This window comes from Paenibacillus radicis (ex Gao et al. 2016) (genome assembly GCF_014641555.1).
GTDB classification, from domain to species: Bacteria; Bacillota; Bacilli; order Paenibacillales; family Paenibacillaceae; genus Pristimantibacillus; species Pristimantibacillus radicis.
This window is the reverse complement of sequence record NZ_BMHY01000004.1, coordinates 266,294-288,162: the sequence shown is the minus strand read 5'-3', so window position 1 is coordinate 288,162 and position 21,869 is coordinate 266,294. Positions and strand designations below refer to the sequence as shown.

Annotated in this window: 21 protein-coding genes; 4 read left to right on the top strand and 17 right to left on the bottom strand. The window is 44.4% G+C overall.

Features of this window, described 5'->3' with window-relative positions:
* Window positions 1-369: 369 nt before the first annotated feature.
* A complete protein-coding gene (locus IEX98_RS12945; RefSeq protein ID WP_188889604.1) occupies window positions 370-1,200 on the bottom strand; it encodes an SDR family NAD(P)-dependent oxidoreductase in 831 nt (276 codons plus the stop codon).
* A gap of 192 nt (window positions 1,201-1,392) precedes the next feature.
* On the opposite strand from IEX98_RS12945, the gene IEX98_RS12940 reads away from it, so the two are divergent.
* Window positions 1,393-2,337, top strand: coding sequence for an AraC family transcriptional regulator (locus tag IEX98_RS12940; protein ID WP_188889603.1), 945 nt, complete (start codon window positions 1,393-1,395; stop codon window positions 2,335-2,337).
* A gap of 87 nt (window positions 2,338-2,424) precedes the next feature.
* On the opposite strand, the gene IEX98_RS12935 is transcribed toward IEX98_RS12940, so the two are convergent.
* Together IEX98_RS12935 and IEX98_RS12930 are read right to left on the bottom strand one after the other, a co-directional pair.
* Entirely contained in the window at window positions 2,425-3,573 is a 1,149-nt protein-coding gene (locus tag IEX98_RS12935) for an MFS transporter (RefSeq protein WP_188889602.1), read from the bottom strand.
* 67 nt (window positions 3,574-3,640) lie between these two features.
* Window positions 3,641-4,378: an SDR family oxidoreductase gene (locus IEX98_RS12930; RefSeq protein ID WP_188889601.1), complete on the bottom strand. Its 738-nt coding sequence runs from the start codon at window positions 4,376-4,378 to the stop codon at window positions 3,641-3,643.
* A gap of 186 nt (window positions 4,379-4,564) precedes the next feature.
* Between IEX98_RS12930 and IEX98_RS12925 the strand changes: the two genes are divergently transcribed.
* Complete coding sequence (locus IEX98_RS12925) at window positions 4,565-5,485, top strand: AraC family transcriptional regulator (RefSeq protein WP_188889600.1); 921 nt, start codon at window positions 4,565-4,567, stop codon at window positions 5,483-5,485.
* A 107-nt stretch (window positions 5,486-5,592) separates the two neighbouring features.
* On the opposite strand, the gene IEX98_RS12920 is transcribed toward IEX98_RS12925, so the two are convergent.
* The 4 genes from IEX98_RS12920 to ppsA all read right to left on the bottom strand — a co-directional run bounded on the left by IEX98_RS12920 (window position 5,593) and on the right by ppsA (window position 11,074).
* On the bottom strand, window positions 5,593-6,519 hold the full coding sequence (locus IEX98_RS12920; RefSeq protein WP_188889599.1) for an aminoglycoside phosphotransferase family protein: 927 nt from the start codon (window positions 6,517-6,519) through the stop codon (window positions 5,593-5,595).
* Window positions 6,520-6,570: 51 nt separating this feature from the next.
* Complete coding sequence (locus IEX98_RS12915) at window positions 6,571-7,080, bottom strand: AAA family ATPase (RefSeq protein WP_188889598.1); 510 nt, start codon at window positions 7,078-7,080, stop codon at window positions 6,571-6,573.
* Window positions 7,081-7,486: 406 nt separating this feature from the next.
* On the bottom strand, window positions 7,487-7,963 hold the full coding sequence (locus IEX98_RS12910) for a hypothetical protein (RefSeq protein WP_229692162.1): 477 nt from the start codon (window positions 7,961-7,963) through the stop codon (window positions 7,487-7,489).
* Window positions 7,964-8,479: 516 nt separating this feature from the next.
* On the bottom strand, window positions 8,480-11,074 hold the full coding sequence (gene ppsA / locus IEX98_RS12905) for a phosphoenolpyruvate synthase (protein ID WP_188889597.1): 2,595 nt from the start codon (window positions 11,072-11,074) through the stop codon (window positions 8,480-8,482).
* Between the two features lie 451 nt (window positions 11,075-11,525).
* Here ppsA and IEX98_RS12900 point away from each other — a divergent pair, with 451 nt between their 5' ends.
* Window positions 11,526-12,380, top strand: a complete 855-nt coding sequence (locus IEX98_RS12900) for a manganese catalase family protein (protein WP_188889596.1) — start codon at window positions 11,526-11,528, stop codon at window positions 12,378-12,380.
* Window positions 12,381-12,631: 251 nt separating this feature from the next.
* On the top strand, window positions 12,632-13,138 hold the full coding sequence (locus IEX98_RS12895) for a Crp/Fnr family transcriptional regulator (RefSeq protein ID WP_188889595.1): 507 nt from the start codon (window positions 12,632-12,634) through the stop codon (window positions 13,136-13,138).
* 6 nt (window positions 13,139-13,144) lie between these two features.
* On the opposite strand, the gene hmpA is transcribed toward IEX98_RS12895, so the two are convergent.
* From hmpA to IEX98_RS12845, 10 genes are all read right to left on the bottom strand, one after another.
* Entirely contained in the window at window positions 13,145-14,362 is a 1,218-nt protein-coding gene (hmpA, locus tag IEX98_RS12890; protein ID WP_188889594.1) for an NO-inducible flavohemoprotein, read from the bottom strand.
* 158 nt (window positions 14,363-14,520) lie between these two features.
* Window positions 14,521-14,970 carry a ParB N-terminal domain-containing protein gene (locus IEX98_RS12885; RefSeq protein WP_188889593.1) on the bottom strand — a complete coding sequence of 150 codons (450 nt, stop codon included), beginning with the start codon at window positions 14,968-14,970 and terminating at the stop codon, window positions 14,521-14,523.
* A 171-nt stretch (window positions 14,971-15,141) separates the two neighbouring features.
* A complete protein-coding gene (locus tag IEX98_RS12880; RefSeq protein ID WP_188889592.1) occupies window positions 15,142-15,627 on the bottom strand; it encodes a small multi-drug export protein in 486 nt (161 codons plus the stop codon).
* Between the two features lie 32 nt (window positions 15,628-15,659).
* The gene (locus IEX98_RS12875) at window positions 15,660-15,866 is read right to left on the bottom strand and encodes a helix-turn-helix transcriptional regulator (protein ID WP_188889591.1); all 207 of its coding nucleotides are present in this window, start codon (window positions 15,864-15,866) and stop codon (window positions 15,660-15,662) included.
* Window positions 15,867-15,870: 4 nt separating this feature from the next.
* Window positions 15,871-16,236 carry a DUF6442 family protein gene (locus tag IEX98_RS12870; protein WP_188889590.1) on the bottom strand — a complete coding sequence of 122 codons (366 nt, stop codon included), beginning with the start codon at window positions 16,234-16,236 and terminating at the stop codon, window positions 15,871-15,873.
* 107 nt (window positions 16,237-16,343) lie between these two features.
* Window positions 16,344-17,423, bottom strand: coding sequence for a phosphotransferase enzyme family protein (locus IEX98_RS12865; RefSeq protein ID WP_229692161.1), 1,080 nt, complete (start codon window positions 17,421-17,423; stop codon window positions 16,344-16,346).
* Between the two features lie 236 nt (window positions 17,424-17,659).
* Entirely contained in the window at window positions 17,660-18,937 is a 1,278-nt protein-coding gene (locus IEX98_RS12860) for an ABC transporter transmembrane domain-containing protein (protein ID WP_188889589.1), read from the bottom strand.
* Window positions 18,938-19,143: 206 nt separating this feature from the next.
* The gene (locus IEX98_RS12855) at window positions 19,144-19,674 is read right to left on the bottom strand and encodes an AAA family ATPase (RefSeq protein WP_229692160.1); all 531 of its coding nucleotides are present in this window, start codon (window positions 19,672-19,674) and stop codon (window positions 19,144-19,146) included.
* 154 nt (window positions 19,675-19,828) lie between these two features.
* Window positions 19,829-20,821 carry a biotin synthase BioB gene (gene bioB / locus IEX98_RS12850; RefSeq protein WP_374705344.1) on the bottom strand — a complete coding sequence of 331 codons (993 nt, stop codon included), beginning with the start codon at window positions 20,819-20,821 and terminating at the stop codon, window positions 19,829-19,831.
* A 326-nt stretch (window positions 20,822-21,147) separates the two neighbouring features.
* Window positions 21,148-21,840 carry a CTP synthase C-terminal region-related (seleno)protein gene (locus IEX98_RS12845; RefSeq protein ID WP_188889587.1) on the bottom strand — a complete coding sequence of 231 codons (693 nt, stop codon included), beginning with the start codon at window positions 21,838-21,840 and terminating at the stop codon, window positions 21,148-21,150.
* Window positions 21,841-21,869: the final 29 nt, after the last annotated feature.

Here is a 21,869-nt window from a genome sequence, read left to right as displayed (position 1 = left end):
CATAATTAAAATAAAAAAATATACTGCTTGTTGCTTAATCGCTGCAGGGCTTTAATGCCATGCCTCATTCTGCAGCGGCTAAATCTTATGTTCTCCAAAAATATTGATGCCGTTGCTGTTCCGACCTCCCGAATGCGTTTAATTCCGTAGGGCAACCCTCTCCTTTCTTCATTGCAACTATTAAAGACCTTTAATATCCATAATACTTGGTTCAACTTCAATTTGCAATGACTTTTTATCATCAGAAATTAGAACAGCTGCTGTCAGCAGAGTAAAATAAACGCTGACGATTACGCGACAACTTCACTCTCATGCAATAATTAAAGGCGTCGAACCTTCGCAGTTCGACGCCTCCTTCTTTCCATTCGTTCACTCAAATTCTGTTGATCTGCTGACTTCATACCAGCGTTCGGCATCGGCAGCACGCTGTTTTTCAGCAAATTGAGCACCTTGTACAGCATCTATACCAAGCAGCAAATGTGCAGGAAGCTCATCCGCATAAGCCAGCTGAAGAACGACCTCTGCCACCTTTACCGGATCCCCTTTCTCCTGGCCTTGCAAGCCATCCATCATTTTGAGCAGCTGTCCTACTGATGCTTCGTAATCTGGAAGCATTGGAGGGCGTTGTTGAATGGCTCGATTTACCCAGTTCGTTCGCATTCCGCCAGGCTCAAGTGCACTGATCTTAATACCAAGATGAGCCGTTTCCATAGCGAGAGCCTCAGTGAAGCCGCCAATTGCCCATTTGGCTGCATGGTAGGCCGCACTCCCCGGGGTTGCCAATCGTCCTCCGACTGATGAAATCTGCAGAATATGCCCGCTGCGTTGGTTACGCATTATTGGCAATGCCGCACGCGTCAGATATACGACACCATAAAAGCAGGTGTCCATCAGCTTCTTGAAATCCTCGGAGCTTGTTTCTTCGAAGGGACGAATATCGCCATAACCTGCATTGTTTACTAGGACATCTAATCGTCCAAAAGCATCCAGTGCGAGTTGAACCGCCGCTTGTGCGGCTTCCTCAACTGTCACATCCAGCGTAGCGACACGGATCTGATCGCCATATTGCTTAACAAGATCATCCAACTGCTCGATATTGCGGGCTGTTGCGACTACACGCTCACCTTTTGCAAGTGCAGCTTCAGTTATATTTCGGCCTAACCCGCTTCCACTTCCTGTAATTAACCATACTTTAGACATGTAATCCTCTCCCTGCTATCTTAGTGGAAAGCCCCTGTCCGGCGGCCTTGTGTCTTGTATTATAATGCAATTATAATGGAGGAAATAGGCGGATTATGCCTGATTATTGCCTAAAACTCCGATACGCAATAACATAGGGGCAAGAAGCGCAAACCTTGCTATGCTGCGCTTGCCTTTAGAGAGGAAGATTCTATGCTCCATCAAAACGAGCCATTTCCAGCTGTTTTACAGCGGCTGCTGCAGCTCTGCGATACTTACTCTTTTCCCCGAGGTATCTGTGAGACCGGCATTTCGTTTATTTCGCTGCTGAAAGCAGACCAGCCAACAACTGTTCAATACGGCATCTTCAATCCAGGGATATGTATAGTCATTCAAGGCAGTAAAACATTAATCTACCGCAATAGCACCTACAACTATGGAGCTGGAGATTATATTGCATCCAACCTCGAAATGCCAATCAAAGGCCAGGTAACCCATGCGACGCAAATCGCGCCATACCTGGCAATCCGAATTGCCTTTACAACGGACGAGATTGCATCCGTTGCTCTGGATGCCAAGTTCAAAGCTTTCGGCGAGAATCAACTGACAGAAGGCGCGTTTATTGGCAAGACTGGACTTGAAGTCCTTCATGTGCTGGAGCGGCTGCTGCAGCTGGCTGAAGATCGTGAGGCAGCCGATTTTCTCGCACCTGCCGTCAAACGCGAGCTGATTTACCGTCTGCTGACTGATGAGGGTGGCGCACGCTTCTATAACAACATGCTGCTGCATCATGATGCGGCAGGTATCAGCAAAGCGATTCAGTATGTAAAAACAAATTATGAACGTGCCCTAACTATTGAGGAGATTGCCCAAGCAGGCGGCATGAGCCCTTCTACGTTGCATCACAAGTTTAAAGCTGTCACTACGCTGAGCCCAATTCAGTATCAGAAGCAGCTCCGGCTACAGGAAGCGCGAAGAATTTTGCTTACTGATGATATGGATGTCACTTCAGCCGCATTAGAGGTTGGGTATGAAAGTCTGACGCAGTTCAATCGTGAATACAAACGATTCTTCGGCTTGCCGCCTCTTAAGGATATTCGTGCAATAAGCAACCAAGCTAAGGAAAGCCCGCATGCTGACGAGATGCTAAAGCTGTAACCTAATAAAACCGCCCTCAACACGGCCTTTTAGCCATGAATAGGGCGGTTTTCTATTCTATATCATGCAATACCTTTCCAACTGTGGTTATCGGCTGCTCATTCGTCGTGATACGTTAGCTGCAACGAATGCCAAAGCAATGGCAGCGGCGGCAAACCAAGTGATCGAAGGCAACGAGATTCGTTCAACCACCAGCCCTCCTATACCAGCGCCGGCTGCCATCGCCAATTGAAGGATCATACTGTTCAAGCTCAACATAATCCCTGTCGATTCGGGAGCGATAGTAATCACATGCAACTGCTGAGGCGGTCCTAAAGACCATACAGCGATCGACCACAGAACTAGCATGGCTATCAGCAGTACCGGAGCATGGAAGCCAAAGGCTATCAAAACTAATGCAATACCGTTCAGTATAAGCCCGATAATAAGCACACGGTGAAGCCCCCATTTATCTGTCGCAGAACCGCCTGAGCGCGAGCCGATCAGGCTGGCTATGCCAATTACGAACAGTATCGTGTTAAGGGCGCTGTCACTCATGCCGGCTTCCGTCATCAGAAATGGCGTAATATAAGAGTAAAAGATCGAATATCCAATGATCCAGAAGAATGTCACAGATAAAACAATCATCACTCTAGGCCGCTTCAGCAACGCCAGTTGTTGGCGCAGGGAGACCACTTCTTCCCCCTGTACCCGCGGAATCAGCAGCGCAATTAGAAAGATGGCTGCAAAACCAAGCAGTGCTATTACTCCGAATACTGCCTTCCACTCGTAGGCGGTGGCCATGATCCTCCCAAGAGGTACTCCGAAAATCAAAGAAGCGGTGAAGCCCATCAGTACTGCTGCCAGGGCACTTCCCTCTTTACCAGGCCGGGCGACCTTTGTCGCGATCGTCATCGATACGACTACGACAACCCCAGCGCTGATCCCCATTAGAATCCGGGACGCATTCAGCAGTTCAATCCCCGGCAGTACGTAGGCAAGCGCATTGCTTAGTACAAAAAATCCGATCGCGAAGAGAAGCAGCTTTTTCCGCTCCATCCGCGCCGTCATTACCATCACAAGGGGTGTGCCAAAGGCATATGCCAGCGAGAAGACCGTGATCAGCTGTCCGGCCGTGACGAGAGAAACACCCGTTGATGCTGCGATCCGATCAAGTATCCCTGCTATTACATATTCCGAAGTACCGACAAGAAAGCTTAGAATTGCTAAAATGTAAATTTTGAGTGTACTTGACATGAAGGTTATTTTCCTTTCTTGCAGCATTAGAAAAAACATGTATGATCTAAACTTGTAATTGGAATACTCAATTAAAACCGCCATTTACGCGAATCGTCTGTCCCGTTATCCAACGTGCTTTGTCACTGACGAGTAGCTCAATAGCATTTGCGATGTCCTCCGGCTCTCCAAGCCGTCCAAAAGCGTTCATTCGGCTGAACGAATCAATTAATTCCTGTGATTTTCCATTAAGGAATAACTCGGTCGAAACTTGACCGGGTGCTAAGCAATTGATAACGATGTCCTTGGGACTGAATTCCTTAGCCAATTGACGAGTCAACTGCTCGACTGCACCTTTCGTTGCCGCATAGACGCTGTAAGTCGGAAGCATCGCGCCGGACACAGAGGTCGAGAAGTTGATGATTGTTCCGCCCTTTTCCATATGCTTCATAGCTTGCTGGCAAGCAAAATAAGTCCCTTTCACATTGATTGCGAATTGCCGGTCAAACATCGCCTCCGTCACTTCCGAGATCGCCTTACATTCCATAATGGCCGCATTATTGACTAGAAGGTCTACCCGTCCAAATTGCTCGATCGTCTCCCCGAACAATTCTTCGACCTCGCATATCTGGCTCACGTCTGCACGAATGGCTGCTGCTTGTCCGCCGTTATCCTCGATCACTTGAACAACCTCTTCCGCTTTCTCCTTATTCAAAGAATAATTAACGGCCACCTTGGCGCCGGATTGTGCCAATTGAATGGCCACTTGACGCCCAATGCCTCGAGATGCTCCGGTAACAATTGCAACTTTCCCATTTAAACTCATATCTCTTCGCCCCTTTGTTTGCTTGTAATTGTAGTTATCAAGCCGAAACCGGCTTTGCAATTTCATTATAGTAGGCGCTTGTATGACGCCGTTAGATCAATCCTGTCTGATGCTTGCCTAATTCTCTTCTGTATCCATATAATAAAAAACAACATACATCCTTCTTGAACAGGAGCCCGCTATATTATGAATTACGAAAATGAATCAACGCGCATAGAGGAAGCCCTACAGCAATTGGCGCTCTTGATCCGGCGTCATGCTCCATCGAACGGTACGACTCAGACTGCTGTACCCTCTTTGACACTGATGCATGCTGCACAGCTGTCTGAACCCATTGAATCTGTGTATAAACCATCAATTTGCGTTGTGGCACAAGGAGCAAAATCCGCTGCACTCGCAGACGAACACTATAGATACGATCCCTTGACTTACCTCGTCATCTCTGTCGAATTGCCGATTATCAGCAAAATTCTTGCTGCTTCGCCTGAGAAGCCGCATTTAAGCTTGAGACTAAGCTTTGACTCCGACGTTATATTAGACATTGTAAAAGAAACTAGCCATTCTACATCCGCACCCTCGAAAGCCAGTCGAGGCATAGCTGTCAGCCGTACGTCACCCGCATTACTTGAAGCCCTCGTGCGGCTGATGAAGCTGCTAGACGAACCCGAGGATATTTCGATTCTATCGCCGCTCGTCATTCGCGAAATTCTGTACCGGGTACTGCAAGGCGAACAAGGTGCGCAAATTCATCAATTCGCGATTATTGGCAGTCAAGCACATAACATCGCCCAAGCGATCCAACAGATTAACCGGGAATTCGCCCGTCCTCTGGTGATCGATCAGCTTGCAAAGTCCGTAAATATGAGCACATCGGCGTTTCACAAACATTTTAAGCGAGTTACAGAAATGAGTCCGTTGCAATATCAGAAAACAGTGCGGCTACAAGAAGCCCGGCGTTTAATGTTGACGGAAACCGTACAAGCCTCCGATGCTGCCTTTCGTGTAGGTTACGAGAGCCCGTCCCAGTTCAGCCGGGAATATGCACGTATATACGGACGACCACCGATGCTGGATATCCAAGCCATTCTCAGCTCGATTACGAACTGAAACGAACAGCACATCGGTAATTACAGGTTGAGAACCAAAAAAACTGCACCTTCTAGTCGTCTAACTAGAAAGTGCAGTTTCATTTTATTTCGCAGTGTTATTCGCTACTAAGCTTTCAAATTTAAAAGAAAATGCCGAGTGCCCACGTAGGCATCTCTCATTCCCATCTTCGCGTAAAAACGAAGTCCGTCGAGACCTTTAAAATAATAGGCGCCCATTAACCGTTCCTTAAAATTAGGGATCACCATTTCGCCTTTCTCTTGATAGCTCTGATATGCCTCAACAACTCCACTCCTTGGCATATGCCGATCGAGAATGGCAAGGTCTATGAGAGAATCGCCATACATGCAATTCCCGTCAATGATCCCGGTAATCCGTGTTCCGTCGGACAAGATATTCCACTGGTGAAAATCTCCATGTATAAAACCTCTATTTGCTTCATTATAGGATACGTAGTTCATTAAACGGCCATAGATCTCTTCGTAAACGTCTCTCTCCAAGCAAGAAGTACTGAAGAGTTCGTGCCAGTTCTCCCAGAACGTCCCCGTCTGATCTTCCGCATTTACGGCAACGACGAAATCCTTCCAAGATGCATGGGAACCGTTACCGTCAGCCCCGATCCAGCCATAGCCTCTAGTTGCTCCAACATCCGTTGCAGCCATTCTAGTCAAGATGTCTATAATCTCCGGCAACTGGCGGTTTTGTTCCTCTAGTGTGCAATCAGATAGGTTGCGCCCCTCTACCCGCTCCATAATCGAATAGGTGAACTGGCCCATTTTTCCGAGCGCCAAACTTTTAGGAAAAGGGATGCCCTGTCCCGACAGCAATTTCGATACATAGTGCTCCGTCTCATACGCTCCTTCTAAATCACTGAATTTCACTACATAACCTTTTTCTTCGAGCATGCAAGAAAACACGCTGCTCAAGTTGCCGCCCAACAGTGGAGTAATCTTAGTCACACCTGGTCCAAAATGATTCTGCAATACTTTTTCAATATCGTTGATGGCGACATTCGGTTTATTGTAAGCTGTCATCGCTCTAACTCCTTTTTATAAAAGATTAATGTGGATTCGGTCCACAGCTAATTAGAACAGCTGACTGCTGCCTATGATGCTCATAATATGATGTTTAATATCTTCAGCAACTTTGCTAGGTTCAGCGACACTTGTATTGATTAAAGGCATTGGGGTACCAAATGCTGTTTCCGCATTCTGAATGATCCAACTGTTAAACTCTTTGTGATCCTGCACCATTTCATCAGACCATCCCCTCCTTTTCAAGCGATATTCTCTTGTCTCATCATCACAAAACAAACCAATGAAATACGGTGTAAACTTCTCTTTTAAATATGCATTTTCAAATTGTGCCGGCATGTAAGTACCGCAAACGATAGTTAATTTTTGATTGAGTAGCATTTGATTTGCTATGCGTATCCATAAGTTAGCTATCACATCCCAATCCTCTAGACCAGGACCATATAAGGAATCTACATCCAAAATAATAAATTCCGAACATATTTTATATAAATCTGGAGTAACCGTTGTTTTACCTGAACCACTTGCCCCTGTTACGAAAAAAATCGGTGATTTTTCCATTTAAAATCCCCCAATGTTATTTTTTATATTGTTGCGGGTCATAGACTAGTATTAATTAACTGCATGATTGTCTTAGCATGAATCAAATAGTGAATGGAAACAAAAAGAAGCCGCAGATGAACAATCGTTCACCCACGGCTTCTATTCGAAGAAATGCCTAAACAAGGCAACACCTTGTAACAAGCATTCCATGCGAAAGCAGTGATGATGATATCGGTTCATGACGGAGTACATAAACGATGACATAGCAAATCTATCTCTACTTAAATAAGCAGAGTGCCCCTATCACGCTCATGTACTTATTAGGTTAATTAACCTTTTAGTTCCGTCAGAAATACCGTCATCATCATCACTGCACTTATCCCACCATTCCACTATTTGTTACCAGTATAAAGCAAATAGTGTTCTAGTCAACATTAATTTTGCTTAAGCGAAACTGGCGGAACGCCTCGGCCATCTCGCGGGCGAATATATCCGGCTCCTCGAACGCGGCGAAGTGTCCGCCTGCCTCTACATGATTCCAGTAGAAAAGATTCTCCCACACTTGCTCGGCCCATTCGCGCGGCGGGATGTAGGTCTCAGCCGGGAATAGGCTCGCGCCCATCGGCACGGTAATACGGCAGCCGCCAGAGCGGGCAGACGAGAAGAACTCCGGACCTTGAATGGTGGCACCCACACCTTCCCAGTACAAACGTGAAGCGGATGCGCCAGTGCCGGTGAACCAGTATAGCGAAATGTCATTCAGCATTTGCTCGCGGGTCAGCGCATCCTCTGGACGACCATCGTTGTCCGTCCACTCATGAAACTTCTCATACATCCAGGTCGCAAGTGCAACTGGCGAATCATTGAGTGCATAGCCGATAGTCTGAGGACGGGTATTCATCTCGTCCGCGTAACCGGTCTTATTCGTGACGAATAATTCCTTAGAGTAGGGTCTAAGTCAAGCATGCTGCATAATGCTTTAATTTATCGCAATAACTTACGGAGAATTTTAATCCACTTGGGTTCGTAAGCTTGACTAATTGGTATGCCTGTATATTCACTATTATCCGGAATCATTTTCCATATGTTCAGAAGTCCATCCGGCACAATATATTTCACTATGGGCGAGCCTTCTGTTTCCCTATAAAAATACTCCTTACAGTTTACACAGAATAATATTAATGATCCCCCAGAGTTATAGGCGTAAATATTAATTTCTGTGTTACATTGATTGCAGTAACATATCCTAGTTTGGTTTAACCAATTAATGAAGGCTCTCAGAATATCAACTCCTGCCATGAAACACAGAGATAGATGCATACAATTGATAGTATATATTCGCAGAGTCATGAAATTATCCTGCCCGATACTTCAATAAAAAACAGCAGCGGATCACTGATCCGCTGCTGTCCTGCTTTTACAATATCTCAACATACCCTTCCGTTCCATGCACTCGAATTCGTTGCCCGTCTTTTATCCGTTTGGTCGCATTCTCCACCCCAACAACTGCTGGCAAGCCGTATTCACGCGCGATAACTGCTCCATGGGTCATGAGTCCGCCAACTTCGGTAACTAAACCTTTAATAGATACAAATAAGGCTGTCCATCCAGGATCTGTAAAGGCGGTGACTAATATATCTCCTTCTTCCAGATCAGCCTCTTCCATATTCAAAATGACTCGTGCTCGTCCCTCAATAACGCCCGAGGAAACAGGCAAACCTAAAATCGCTTCTGGTGGGAGATTTTCTCGCTCATACGTACCAGTAATAATTTCACCATCAGAAGTGAGGACTCGCGGCGGAGTTAGTTTGTCATATAATTGGTACTCTTCTTTTCGTTTGCTGATAATCTGATCATCAAGTTTATTCGTACGTACGACTTCATTTAATTCTTCAAAAGACAGATAGTATATATCTTCTTTGTCATGAATGACGCCCGCTTGTACAAGCTGTTCGGCCTCTTTCAGTAAAGCCTGTTTATAAATGAAATAGCGGCTAACCATGCCGTATTTGGGATATTCCCGATAACCGATAAAATTCCGTATTATGTCGATCATTCGTTTTGTTTCCGCAGCTTTTTTTTCACCGTCCGGTAGTTGCTTCAAACGGCCTAATAACTCTTTTTCTTTATCCAGAGCTTCCTGGCGTCCTTGCTCAAATTTTCGCTTGCCTGCGTTAGGCTCATTGTTTTTGATATTGCTAAGAATCATGGGGACAAGTGTAATTGGTTTTTCACTCCAACGAGTTTTTGAAATATCGATTTCTCCGGCACATCGCATTCCGTATTTGCTGAGATAATTAGAGATAGCTTCTTGGGTTTCCCTTCCTCCATTCAACCTAACCAACTCATCGAGGAAGTTATCGTCCTTTGCCTGCTGCAAATAATCAATCACTTCTGGATAAGGACGAATCACATCTGCGACATCCAGCAGCGCCAGACCCATTTCCGAAGTGACATTATGCGGCACAGATTGAGAAAGCGTATCTGCTGCATTTTTTTCGCCTAACCATTCGTTCATCTTTTCATTAACCCATGATGTAGCATTCATAGCCGTCATAAACACAGCCGTACTTTGCGGGTCAAATAAGATCTTCTTTAATTGCTGGATATCTTCCACAATAAAATCAATCAAATCCGATCCCGATTTCGCTTGGATGTTTTGTTGTAACTCTGCTATTGATGCTTGATTGCGCTTAATCAAATCAGTCACGATTGTCGGATCGTTCACGAATGGGGCAAGCCTATCTGTATGACTTCTGCTCGGAATCGGTGCTGTTTGATCATTTGGCAACAATTTCATAAAATCTCGGTCGATTATGGTCATGAGTGCGCCTTTAATAAGCGGATCCGATTCCATTGTCTTTAATAAAGCTTCCCGGCCGACAAGTGAAGCGAGCCTAGGTGCAACATCAACAAACAACCTCCCGCCGGCTTTGCGCATAGGTGCAGGAGTTATCATCAGGTAAAAAGACAATCCCAATGGTTTAATGGGATCTGTCATCATCTGTTGATGACCAACAGAGAGATAGACGTGATTTGCTTGATCAGCCGCTTCAGGGATCGGATATAAAGTCGTGATCGGCCGGCTCTGGACGATATAAAAGATATCATCAGCCAAACACCATTCGATATCTTGCGGACAACCAAAGTGCTTTTCGATTTGTCTTCCTAGGTGTGCTAGTTGTAAAATCTGTTGTTCATGAAGGGTTTGAGCCTTTTGCTGATCAGGATCAATTTGACGGGTCTCAGTTCCGCCTTCTTTCAATCCATAGATCGCTATTTTTTTAGCTGCTATCTGTTTTTCGACGATTTCCTCGTCATGAACTTTATAACAATCGGCAGATACCAAGCCAGAGACCAATGCTTCTCCAAGTCCAAAGCTGGCATCGATGGATATTATCTTCCGGTTAGAAGTAATCGGATCCGCGGTAAACAAAATCCCTGAAGCCTGTGGAACAATCATCCTTTGAACAACTACAGATAAATAAATCTGCCTATGGTGAAATCCGTTTTGTATACGGTACGTTACAGCACGATCTGTAAATAGAGACGCCCAGCATTTGCTGATATGCTGCAGGATGGCTTCACGGCCGATGATATTTAAATAGGTGTCTTGTTGACCCGCAAAAGAGGCATGCGGCAAATCTTCAGCAGTTGCACTAGAACGTACAGCATAAGCATGCTCTTCACCAAGCTGCGATAGATAGTGAGTAACTGCTATTACAACATCGGAAGGAATTTCGACTCCCATAATGACCTCGCGTATCCTTCTGCTGACTTCGCTAATTTGATCTCGCTCTTTTACTTTTAGCATGGTTAGGCGATCCAATAAAGCTTGGTACGTTTCATCTAGTTCGATGGCTTTTCGGTATCCTGTTGTTGTGACGCAAAATCCTTCTGGCACATGTATGCCTTCAATTTTTGATAATTCCCCTAAATTTAATCCTTTTCCGCCAACGAGAGACAGCTGTGTTGTATCCATTTCTTGAAAACCAAGAACCAAAGAACTCATTGAACATCTCTCCTAACCATGAAATTGAGAAAAACATTTGACACGAAGTTACCGGCATGTTAAGATTAAATTGTAAGATACGATAACTATGCCTGATTTATCTTAATAAAATTGCAATCTGATTATATCATCCTGTTTGTTTATACGCAATAATTAAAGGACCTGAGTGTTTTCAGGTTCTTTTTTTGATTTTTGGGCACATCACGTTATTATAAAAGTTTGATTCGTACCCCTTTCTGTCATGCTTCGTTCCTTCCTTCTCCTCCGTATGTATACGACGTCTGCGCTATACAGCCTCATTTTCCATGATTTCTTGTCGCACTCTTTACTTATTATTCCACATGAATATAACTCGAATTCGTGTTAATTTTTCCTCCAATTACAGATCATAATGGAGATTCCATTCAGGACTCCGCTATTGATCGACTTCAAACCTAAAAGGAGGAACACCATGTATTATTACAAAGAAGAATTGATTAACATTATTCAACCGGACAAGCCGGATCCAGCCGCGGCTAAGGTGCTTCAGGAGGCGCTTGGCGGACAATTTGGCGAAATGCGGACCATGATGCAATACTTTTTCCAAAGCTCCAATTTCAGAGGAAAAGAAAAGCAATTTCGCGATCTTATTCGCGGGGTGTTCTTGGAAGAGATCGCTCATGTGGAGCTTGTACAAAGTACGATTAATCAGCTCTTGAACGATTCAGGGTTAGACGTTCCGGGCAATGCGGGTGTAGATGCTGCTCCGATTGACGAGGCAGTTAAGCATGCGAACCCCCATCATTATATTATGGGAGCGAAGAGCTCTCTGCCGGTTGATGCAGGCGGCAATCCCTGGACTGGCTCCTATGTTTACAGTCACGGTAACTTGATAGCAGATTTGTTGAACAATGTTGTCCTAGAATCAACAGGCGTCCTGCAAAAATCGAGGATTTATGAAATGAGCTCTAACAAAACGTTCAGGGAAACGTTGGGTTTCCTCATCGTTCGGGACAATGCGCATCAGAATGCTTTTGCCAAAGCGCTTGAAACACTAGGAGTCGACTGGGGCAAAACGTTTCCTGTACCGAATTATGATATTAACAAATACCCGGAGTGCCGTAAGTACGTCGATTTAGGATATCATAATGCTCAATTCAATTTCAGATTAGACGAGACTCGTATCGCTGAGATCTTCCAAGGTGAAAGTCCAAGCCGCAATAGCGGACAGCTATCCGTCACACCTCCCCCTAATGGCTTTCCTGTACCTCAGCTTCCAGACATGCCGAATGAGCATAGCCCCGGTACAGCGGATATGCTGAGATAACTTGTGCTTTGTGACCCGGCTTCTTATTTTCAGAGCAGGTCGGGTCACCTTTTTTAACGTCCAACTTCAGCTCTCTCTCCCCCCAGCTCCTCCGATCTGATCATTAACCCCATTAATTTTTCTGCATAATAAACTATACTCGGCATTCGTGCAAAAAACTCCAACCTGCTTTGGAATAAAGAGGTTGAAGTTCAGCGCCAGCTATTGATATATTTGATTCACTATGTTTCTACTTACGAAGGAGTCTCGTCATGCAATTGAATAAAGGTGAAGTATTGTTTCGCCAAGGTGAATCAGGCCCGCTCTTCCATCTGAAGTCCGGCCTGCTTAAGATTGTTCGCATCCATGCAGATGGAACGCCTTTTATTGTCAACATCATTACACCTAATGAGAGGATTCCCCACCATTCCCTAGTCAGCCCAAATCCCTACTTCGGCACGGCTATCGCTCTGGTTGCTTCAGAGATCGAAGTGATTTCTGCATCTGAATGGTATCAGCAGCTGCAAGAACATCCGGAACGCTACCGGGATATCGCGTTGCTGCTGCAGGACAAGCTGCGTACGATGCAGCAGCGCATCGATCAGCTCACCCAATTAACTCCAGCTCTCAAACTGCAGAAGCTGCAAGCATGGTTTCGCGTCTATATTGAACCGGCTTCATTGAGTGACGTGTTGACTCAAGATGAGATTGGCCAGCTCATCGGCTTACGCCGCGAGACTGTGAATCGGCTGCTGCGCGCGCAGCAGCCAGACGTATAAAACGATTTAGTCCAGCGCCCCTGCCGGACCGAAAAATTCGAAATGGATGTCTTCAGATGGAATCTCCCAATCCTTCAGTGCTTTATTGACGGTTTTCATAAATGGCAGCGGGCCGCAGAAATAGAATTTTGCATCTTTTACAGGAACAATCTCCCGCAGCCATGGCAGATCGATGTAGCCTTCTTTATGAAAAGCTTTCGACTCTCGATCCTCATCAGACGGTTTATTGTATATCCAATGCGCCGAATAGTCCGGGTGCTGGCTAACCAACTCTTCCACCTCTGCTTTCAATGCGTGGACGCCGCTGTGCTGCGCGGCATGGATGAACGTTACAGCACGGTTTGTTTTCGTATCCGCTAGGGTGCGAAGCATACTGACCATTGGCGTAAGGCCAACGCCGCCGCTTATAAGCACAACTGGACGGGAATCATTCTGATGCAGCTTAAAGTCGCCTGCTGGGGCGGATATATGAAGCACATCTCCCGGTTGAATCGTCTTATGCAGGTAGACGGATACCCGGCCGTCAGGCCTGTCGCTCATCCCATCTTCTCTTTTGATGGATACACGGTAGAAAGGCAGACCCGGTATACTTGACAAGCTGTATTGGCGGATATGTGAATGCTCTTCTCCCGGAATGTCTATCTTCATACTTAGATACTGGCCAGGCTCGAATGTGGCAATAGGGCCGCCGTCTTCTGGAACCAGATAGAAGGAAGTTATGACCTCGCTCTCGATTACTTTACGCTTCACTTTGAAGAGACGAAACCCTTCCCATCCTCCATTTTGTGTTGCCGCATCTACATACATTTCCTTTTCAACGTCGATGAATACACTGGCTATTACGCCGTATGCATCCGCCCATGCCTGAATAATTTCATCTGTTGCGGCATCACCTAGCACTTCTTTAATGGCAGCCAGCAAATGTTGGCCAACGATTGGATAGTGCTCCGGCTTCACGCCAAGACTCCGGTGCTTATGTGCGATTCCTTTAACTACTGGAAGAATTGACTCCAGCTTGTCGATGTTAGCCGCAGCTGCGTAAACCGCGTTCGCAAGTGCTGTTTGCTGTTTGCCTTGTTTTTGGTTGGCATGATTGAATATATGAAGCAACTCTGGATGATTCTCGAACAGCATCTCGTAAAAACGCTTTGTGATGGCTACGCCGTGAATCTCCAGAACAGGAACAGTCGATTTGATAATCGCAATCGTCGATTGGCTTAACATAGATGTATTCCCCTCTTTCAGCATGTTTGGATTTGACTCCAGTATACGAGCCGCAGAGGTGCACCCGATGTGATTGCAATCACAGTAATTAAGTAGATACTGTGACTACTTCAAACAGCATTTTCTCATTTATCTATACACATGCAAAAATCCCGCAATCAAATGCGAGGATTTTGTAACATCAGATTTGCGATATAATGATGATCCGCTTCAGAGCTCGTCCAAAAAATAACTGGTGTATGCTTTATTTTCATTTGGCGCAAGGCTTCATTCCGATGGCGTCCATCATTGATCTCATATTTGCCATTTGAGTAATTAACAATGAGAGGCGGGATATCCCACTCCCCATAAACCTCCTTTATTTTATCAACCTTATGAAAAAACCACTCTATATCATTCGCTTTTGTCAAATAGGACGGGGCACCTTCTTCAATTCCAAACTCTGATATATCCGCACGGATCGGACCTATATAGTATCTTTTCTCTTGTAATAATCCATCTGCAAGAGCCATATTATCTCCATCATTTCTTAAAAATAATTGAATCCATTCGTCAATAGCGCCTCGTTGAGCATATTCCATTGCACATTTTGTATTGCCATATATCATGCCAACATCACCTTTCTTATCTTGTCGCTTCCTCATATTCTGCTGCTTATTCATACATAATAAAGGCGCGGGAAGTTAAAAAATAGGTAGAATTTAAGTGAAATTGTTCTCAACCTATTGACGTCAAAAAAAACCTTGTGCGCACCAAGCACAAGGTTCTCTCGATATTTTTTATCGCAAACGGCCTACAATATCAATACCCGCAGTTGCTAGCAGGCCTGCAGCGATCGTCCAGGCCAACACACCGATAGTCATCCACAATGTCACATAACGTCTAGTTGCTCCCGATACCAGCGAAATAAATACGCCAATATGATGGCCAAAAGTGAGAGGTCCGATAAAAGCTACACCCGGTACGCCGTATTTATTGAAAAACTTGCGTGCAGTCTCCATTCTCTTGCTGGGGCCCCCGTCCTTCTGTTTCGCATTTCGCCGCTGACGCAGCTTATCGAACAACACAACAATCGCCATAATCGAAACCCAATTTCCAAGCGATGCAGCTATAATCGTCGGAACGGCCGGAAAACCCAATATAATGCCGACCGGGGCCGCAACATAGCCTTCCAGAAAAGGGACGAGCGAAACCAAAAATACAGCCCCTAATTGAATAAATAGATTTGCATCCTTTACGCTCTCCAGTAGATTCCCAATATCCATCTCCAAACCTCCATATGTTATCAGAATAACAATCAGAAATAAAAAAGCTCTTCAAACTTTTTATCCAACGCAATACAAAGAATTAAGGCCAGCTTTGCTGTTGGATTAAATTGTCCTGTCTCTATGGAACTAATGGTATTCCGGGAAACACCGACTAACTTGGCAAGCTGTGCTTGTGATAAGTTTTTCTCTGCCCTTGCTTCTTTCAAATGATTTCTCAGGATCAATTCTTCTTCCATTGGCTCACCCTATATCCGTATAAGTCGCTATCAATTTATAAATATGAACAACCGATAGAATCAGCGTCGCAAGTGTATAAATAATTGAAAGCACAATATCGCGTCTGCGTTTCAGACGGATCGCTTTGAAGATAAAGCCCGCGGCGGATATCGAAAGGATGATGGCGTATAATCCAAAATCAAAGCCATCGCCAATCACACTTTGCGTCACAAAAAATAGGGTTGCTAATAATGTAGCTGCAAAAGAGCCAATATTCCCCGCACTTACCTGAACTTCTATTTTAAATAAATCCCGATCCTTGTTCTCTTTTCTGCTCTTGGACAAAATTTCTTCTTTGTTAATAGGAATCCCTCCCAGGATATTTGCCAAGTTTTATTGGCATATCATTACTATATACATGCCAAGTTTACTTGTCAATTTTTTTTGAAAATAAACAGAAAAAAAAGCCGCAATCTATGCGGCTTTCACTAAATAGATTAAATCATTCGTGCCTCATACTCAAATGGGTTTTCACACGAGTAAATGTCATGGAAAAAACCCCTAAACGGTATATCGTCCTCCAGACATTTTATGCGATAGGACAATTCCTCGTCGCACGCTGGATCTTCGCCGTTGTTTCGCATGACCTCGAATGAATCTACAATTCCTTCCATGAGGGTCACTTTAAAAAATAATTGCAACTTCTCCAGCATCGAATTTTCGATCCTGGTCTCGGATCTGTATCCCTCAAGAACGGTTGCATAATAATCATCCATAAACTGCTTGCGTTTGCCGGCGTCTGGTTCAAATTGTACCCAGCCCACTCCATTGATCCAAATATCTGCCAGCTCATACATATACCACCCGAAGCATGAATTATCGAAATCATATACCGTAATATCCCCGTTATCAAAATCAATCGAATAATTCCCATCGTTGAGATCAAAGTGAAGCATGCCATATGACTCGCTGTCCCTCTCCAATCCTTCTAAGGTTTTAAGAAGCTCTACCATCTTCTTCTTAAGATGAGACAAGGAATCGGGTATCAGTTTATCAATATACTCGGCATTATATTTATCAAAAAAACTATACCGCCGATGGACAGCAGGGATATACTCTTTCGACAACTTGTGAAGCTTTCCCAGAACTTTACCGCAATTATAAAAATACTCGGTAATAGGTACTCCTTCACGATACTGATAATGATTTTCCGCAAGCATTTTTCCTTTGGCCTTTTTAAACAAGCAGATAAAAAAGGTATGATTATGATGAACAATCTCTTCCAACAGATTATCCTTTAGGGAAGGGACTACATCTGAGACCATTACGCCATGCTCAAATAAATACCGGATATACTCCAATTCGGCCAGAAAGTCTTCCCGGCTCCTGTCAGGTAAATAAGAAATTCTGAGAATTTTTGCTTCTTCTCCTTCTCTCTCACAGGTATAAACGATATTCCGCCCTCCGTCATGAGCCGGAATCCGCTTCATTTCATAACCTTGTAATCCATACAACTCTGATCCCAATGAGATTAAATAAGAATCACTAATCTTTACAGCCTCGTCATAAGTCATCATGTCTGCTATAACCTCCTCATTAATTGGGGCCACAGAAGACACCTAACAAATGCTAAATAATCTTCTGTGGATTTAAACGTCAGTCACCTTGATTAACATTGACTTCACTCCTTTCATCTTTTTCCATATTACCGAAAACCGCCAATTATTTCTAGATAAATTTTCTATAATAGTAAATTTAACTTATACTGAAGTCAGAATTCCCGATTCCAATTTGAAAATGCGATCCGCATAATTCAATGTTGAATCCCGGTTTCTCTGTCATTCATTCGTGCAGTATCTTGTCCGTTGATCTGAATAGTGCCTTGATCCGGTCTGTATAAACCAGACAGTAAGGATAAGAGCGTCGACTTTCCTCCGCCGCTTCCCCCAACAATAGCGATAAGGCCGGCCCCATTAACGGTAAAAGAGACATTATTTAATTCCAGTCTTCTCGAACCGGCACCGGTATCTGAAGCATAGGAGAATGATACCCGCTCGACCCGAATCGAGGGTTCACCGCAAAATTCTACAGGCTCCTGCTGCTCTGCTCCGTATCTCTGTGCGGCAGGAAGGCTCCATATTCTGTTAATCCTTTGTATGGAAGCCGAAGTTTGGTTCACGTTATTCAACATAAAAGGCAGCATAACAGTTGGCGGAATAATGTAACTGAGAATTTGCGTAATTGCGATGAAGGCTCCTAGCTCCAACTGCCCGGATACAGCGTACATCCCTCCTGCAACTGCAAAAATCAGATGCGGACCATTAGCCACAGAGAGACAAGCAGGCTGAAGCAAAGCATCCCACCACTTAATTTGCCGATCTGTTGTGTATAGGCTATGGAAGACAGAATTGAGCTTGTGCATCATTTTACGTTCCATCTTGAATGACTTGATAACAGGCAAAGAGGATAAGGCCTGCTCGACAGCAGTTAGCGCTTCTCCCTTTTGATTGGATGCAGCAGGATAGTAGGTGTTCAAGCGCTTATTTATTTTGCTCGCGAGAATCATCCCTATAGGTGTGTAAGCAAATGTAAGCAAGCCCAGAAGCGGATGGATTGTTAGCAGATAGACAAAGGCACAGATGGCCGTCAACATTTGTGTGACGAGCGCAAATAAATCACTGGATAGAAATGACGAGATTTGTCTGCAGTCATTATTCATAATGGATATCGCATCACCCGATGATATGCTCTGTACAGTTCGGTATTCCGCGTTCATAATCTTTGCAGCAAGGGACTGTTTCAAATCTCGGCCAACATATGCCCCAAGCCTGCCGGATGTCAGAACGATCATCCCACCTGTCACGGCAGAAATCAAAACAAGCAGCACAAATACCCAAACAGTAATAAGCGATATTTCGCCGTGGACAGTTTGGGTAACCAGTTGTTTGGTGAAAAAGGTAAGCAAAAGAGATACCGCAGCGGATGCAGCAGAGAGCAGTGCGCAGGCAACAGCCCACTTTTTATGGGGAAGTATGACATTGGAAATAAAGAAAAGGACAGATTTATACCGTGAGTCTACATTTTTAGACATAGAAAAGCCTCCATCTCATTAGTTAGATGAATAACGCAACACAAACTAACCCTTTAAAAAGGGAAAAATTTGATTCGCATTTATTTCCTCAACTTGATGAAATGGAAGTCATTTAACATACGTAAGCCTCTTTCCGGAGTTGAATAAAAAATAAGATATAAGGAGATTTTATCCAAATCAGTAAGGAACGTCAATCATTTTCTACCTTACGCTTCGATTACCGTTTCCCCTTCTCCAGCAGGAGTCTCGAAGCCGTTTAAATATTGGATTAAAATATCTTCCGTAATCGGAAATGCCGCATTGGCGTCAAATCGTTCGCTTCGAATTAGCAGCCTTCGACGCAGCTCATCTGGCTGAACCTTCAAATGAATCAGCTCCCACACGCCGTTATACTGCTCGATTAGCTGCTTATATTCATCTCGTCTTTGACGCTGCCAAAAGCTAAAATCCACAACGGCATGCTGTCCAGCCTGAATTAAATTCACTAGTTTCTTTCGCAGCTTTATTTCTGATTCTTTCTTTAAGGACTCATAATCCCCTTCAGGATAATCAATGCCAAAGCGTCCATGTGTAGTCCAAATATCCTCGTCTACCGAGAGCCGGGCGAACCCCTTACTTTCTAACTTTTGGGCAAAAGTCGTCTTGCCTGATCCTGCCACGCCGCACATCATCACAATTAAGGGAGCTGCACTTGTACGCTGCACCAATCGCTCGATTACAACTTCTTCACTAAGCACAATCCTTCAACTCCTTTTGTCCTTGTCTTGTTGAAACGGCTCCTCCTCGCCCACTACAGCCTTATTGTCTCAGTCTAACACTTTATATTTCAGTCTATATGATAATTTTATGAAAACAAATAAAAAGCCGCAAATTACGCGGCTCTTCACGGCTCTACAGAGCATTCAATTCGATTTCAAATCCTAAATCTTCGATGATCTGATGATCGGCCGATACCTCTTGGCCAGCCGTCGTTAGGTAATCACCGACGAATAGTGAGTTTGCAGCGTACAGAGACAAAGGCTGCAGCGTACGGAGGTTTACTTCGCGGCCGCCGGCCACTCGAATTTCTTTGGACGGACAAATAAACCGGAATAAGGCTAGCACCTTTAATGCTTTCATCGAGGGGGTACGGCCAGCATGCTCTAAAGGCGTTCCCGGTATTGCATTCAAGAAATTGATCGGAATCGAATCCGCATCGAGTTCGCGTAACGCAAAGGCCATTTCGACAATCTCTTGATGGGTCTCACCCATACCGATAATAACGCCCGAGCAAGGAGACATGCCATGCGATTTCACCTTCTCTACAGTTGCGACACGCTGATCATAAGTATGAGTTGTTGTGATGGATGGATAGTTGGCTTTGCTAGTATTCAAGTTATGGTTATAACGATGAACGCCGGCTTCAGCAAGCCGCTCGGCTTGATCTTCCTTAAGGATGCCCAGACAGGCGCAAATTTTGAGCGGCATCGTTTCCCGAATTTCTCTCACCGCGTCGACCACTTGATTAAGCTCTTTATCTGTTGGTCCTTTCCCGGAGGCTACGATGCAATAGGTTCCCGCCTTGCGAGCTAACGCTTCTCTTGCACCTGCAAGCAGCGTTTCTTTATCGAGCAAAGTATACTTATTAACCGGAGCCGTCGAAACGATCGATTGCGAACAATAGCCGCAGTCCTCGGGGCACAGGCCGCTTTTGGCGTTGATGATCATGTTCAGCTTCACTTTTTTACCGTAGAAATGTTTTCTAACCTTAAACGCGGCATTCATGATCAACAGCACTTCATCATTGTCGGCATCGAGCACCTCGAGTCCTTCCTCTAGAGTTAGAGGCCCCCCGTTTAATGCTTTCTCGGCAATCAATTGCCATTTCGTATCTGCTGCAATAATAGTATCCAACTCAATCATCCTCCCATGGTTTGAACTGCCTTGTGTCTCTAATTGGTAAGACTCTACTGTTTCTCGGAAATTATGTAGTAACGTCTGAAAAGCTAAGTTCTCTGCAGCTTTCAATCGTTTATTGTTAACCTAAAAATAAAGTTATTTGGTTAACAATTAAATATACTAGCAGATCGGGATATCGCTGTAAAGAGACAACAAGATGAGAATCTAAATATGGATACATAATCACGATGGGAAAAAACATAAGAGTGAATATCAAACAGCCCTTTTGCATGGATTGCAAAAGGGCTGAGACTACTAATGTGCTATGTTATTCACTTCTGATTACTCACCTGTTCAATAAATGCATTTACCAGGCAATGCGGATTCTCTTGGGCTGAACTCAATTGAGGAACGAACAACGTACCGATAAAAAATGGATGCCCGGTCAGCTCCACAATTCGCGGTCTTCCTTCGGCATCAGTGCCTACCATTTTCAACCCTGCTTCATGAATGAGTGCCTCAAAATTCGGATTTAGCCCATAGCTGCATCTGAATTGTTCGACTGCAGTTGATTCTTGATATAGTCCTGAAACCAATGAAGGATGCTTAATAAAAACTTCACCTTGTTGACCAACAAGCGAACAAGCAAGTTTACTAATGACTAGGTTAGAAGCATCCGGGTTTAGCTCCTCGTGTCCGGTATCTTCAAGCATTAATTTGTTTTTAGCAAATTCCAAAATCATATGTTGAAATCCGCCGCAAGTTCCGATTAAGGGAACATTGTTCTCGCGGGCATATCTTATGATTTGAAAAACGCCGTCTATAGAATCAGGGATACCTGGGGCTATCCAAAATCCTTTATAGGTTTCTTTGATCGAATCTAGTTGTTCTGGAATTGATGCTGTTGGAATCCAGTCATACTCCATCTGAGCTCCAATTGTATAGATAGAATGGTTTAATGCATCACTCGTGGCTTGCTGTGAGAGGTACTCCGGATTGAAGTCACCAATAACACCAATCTTCAACTAGATTCCCCCTTATAAAAGAAATCACC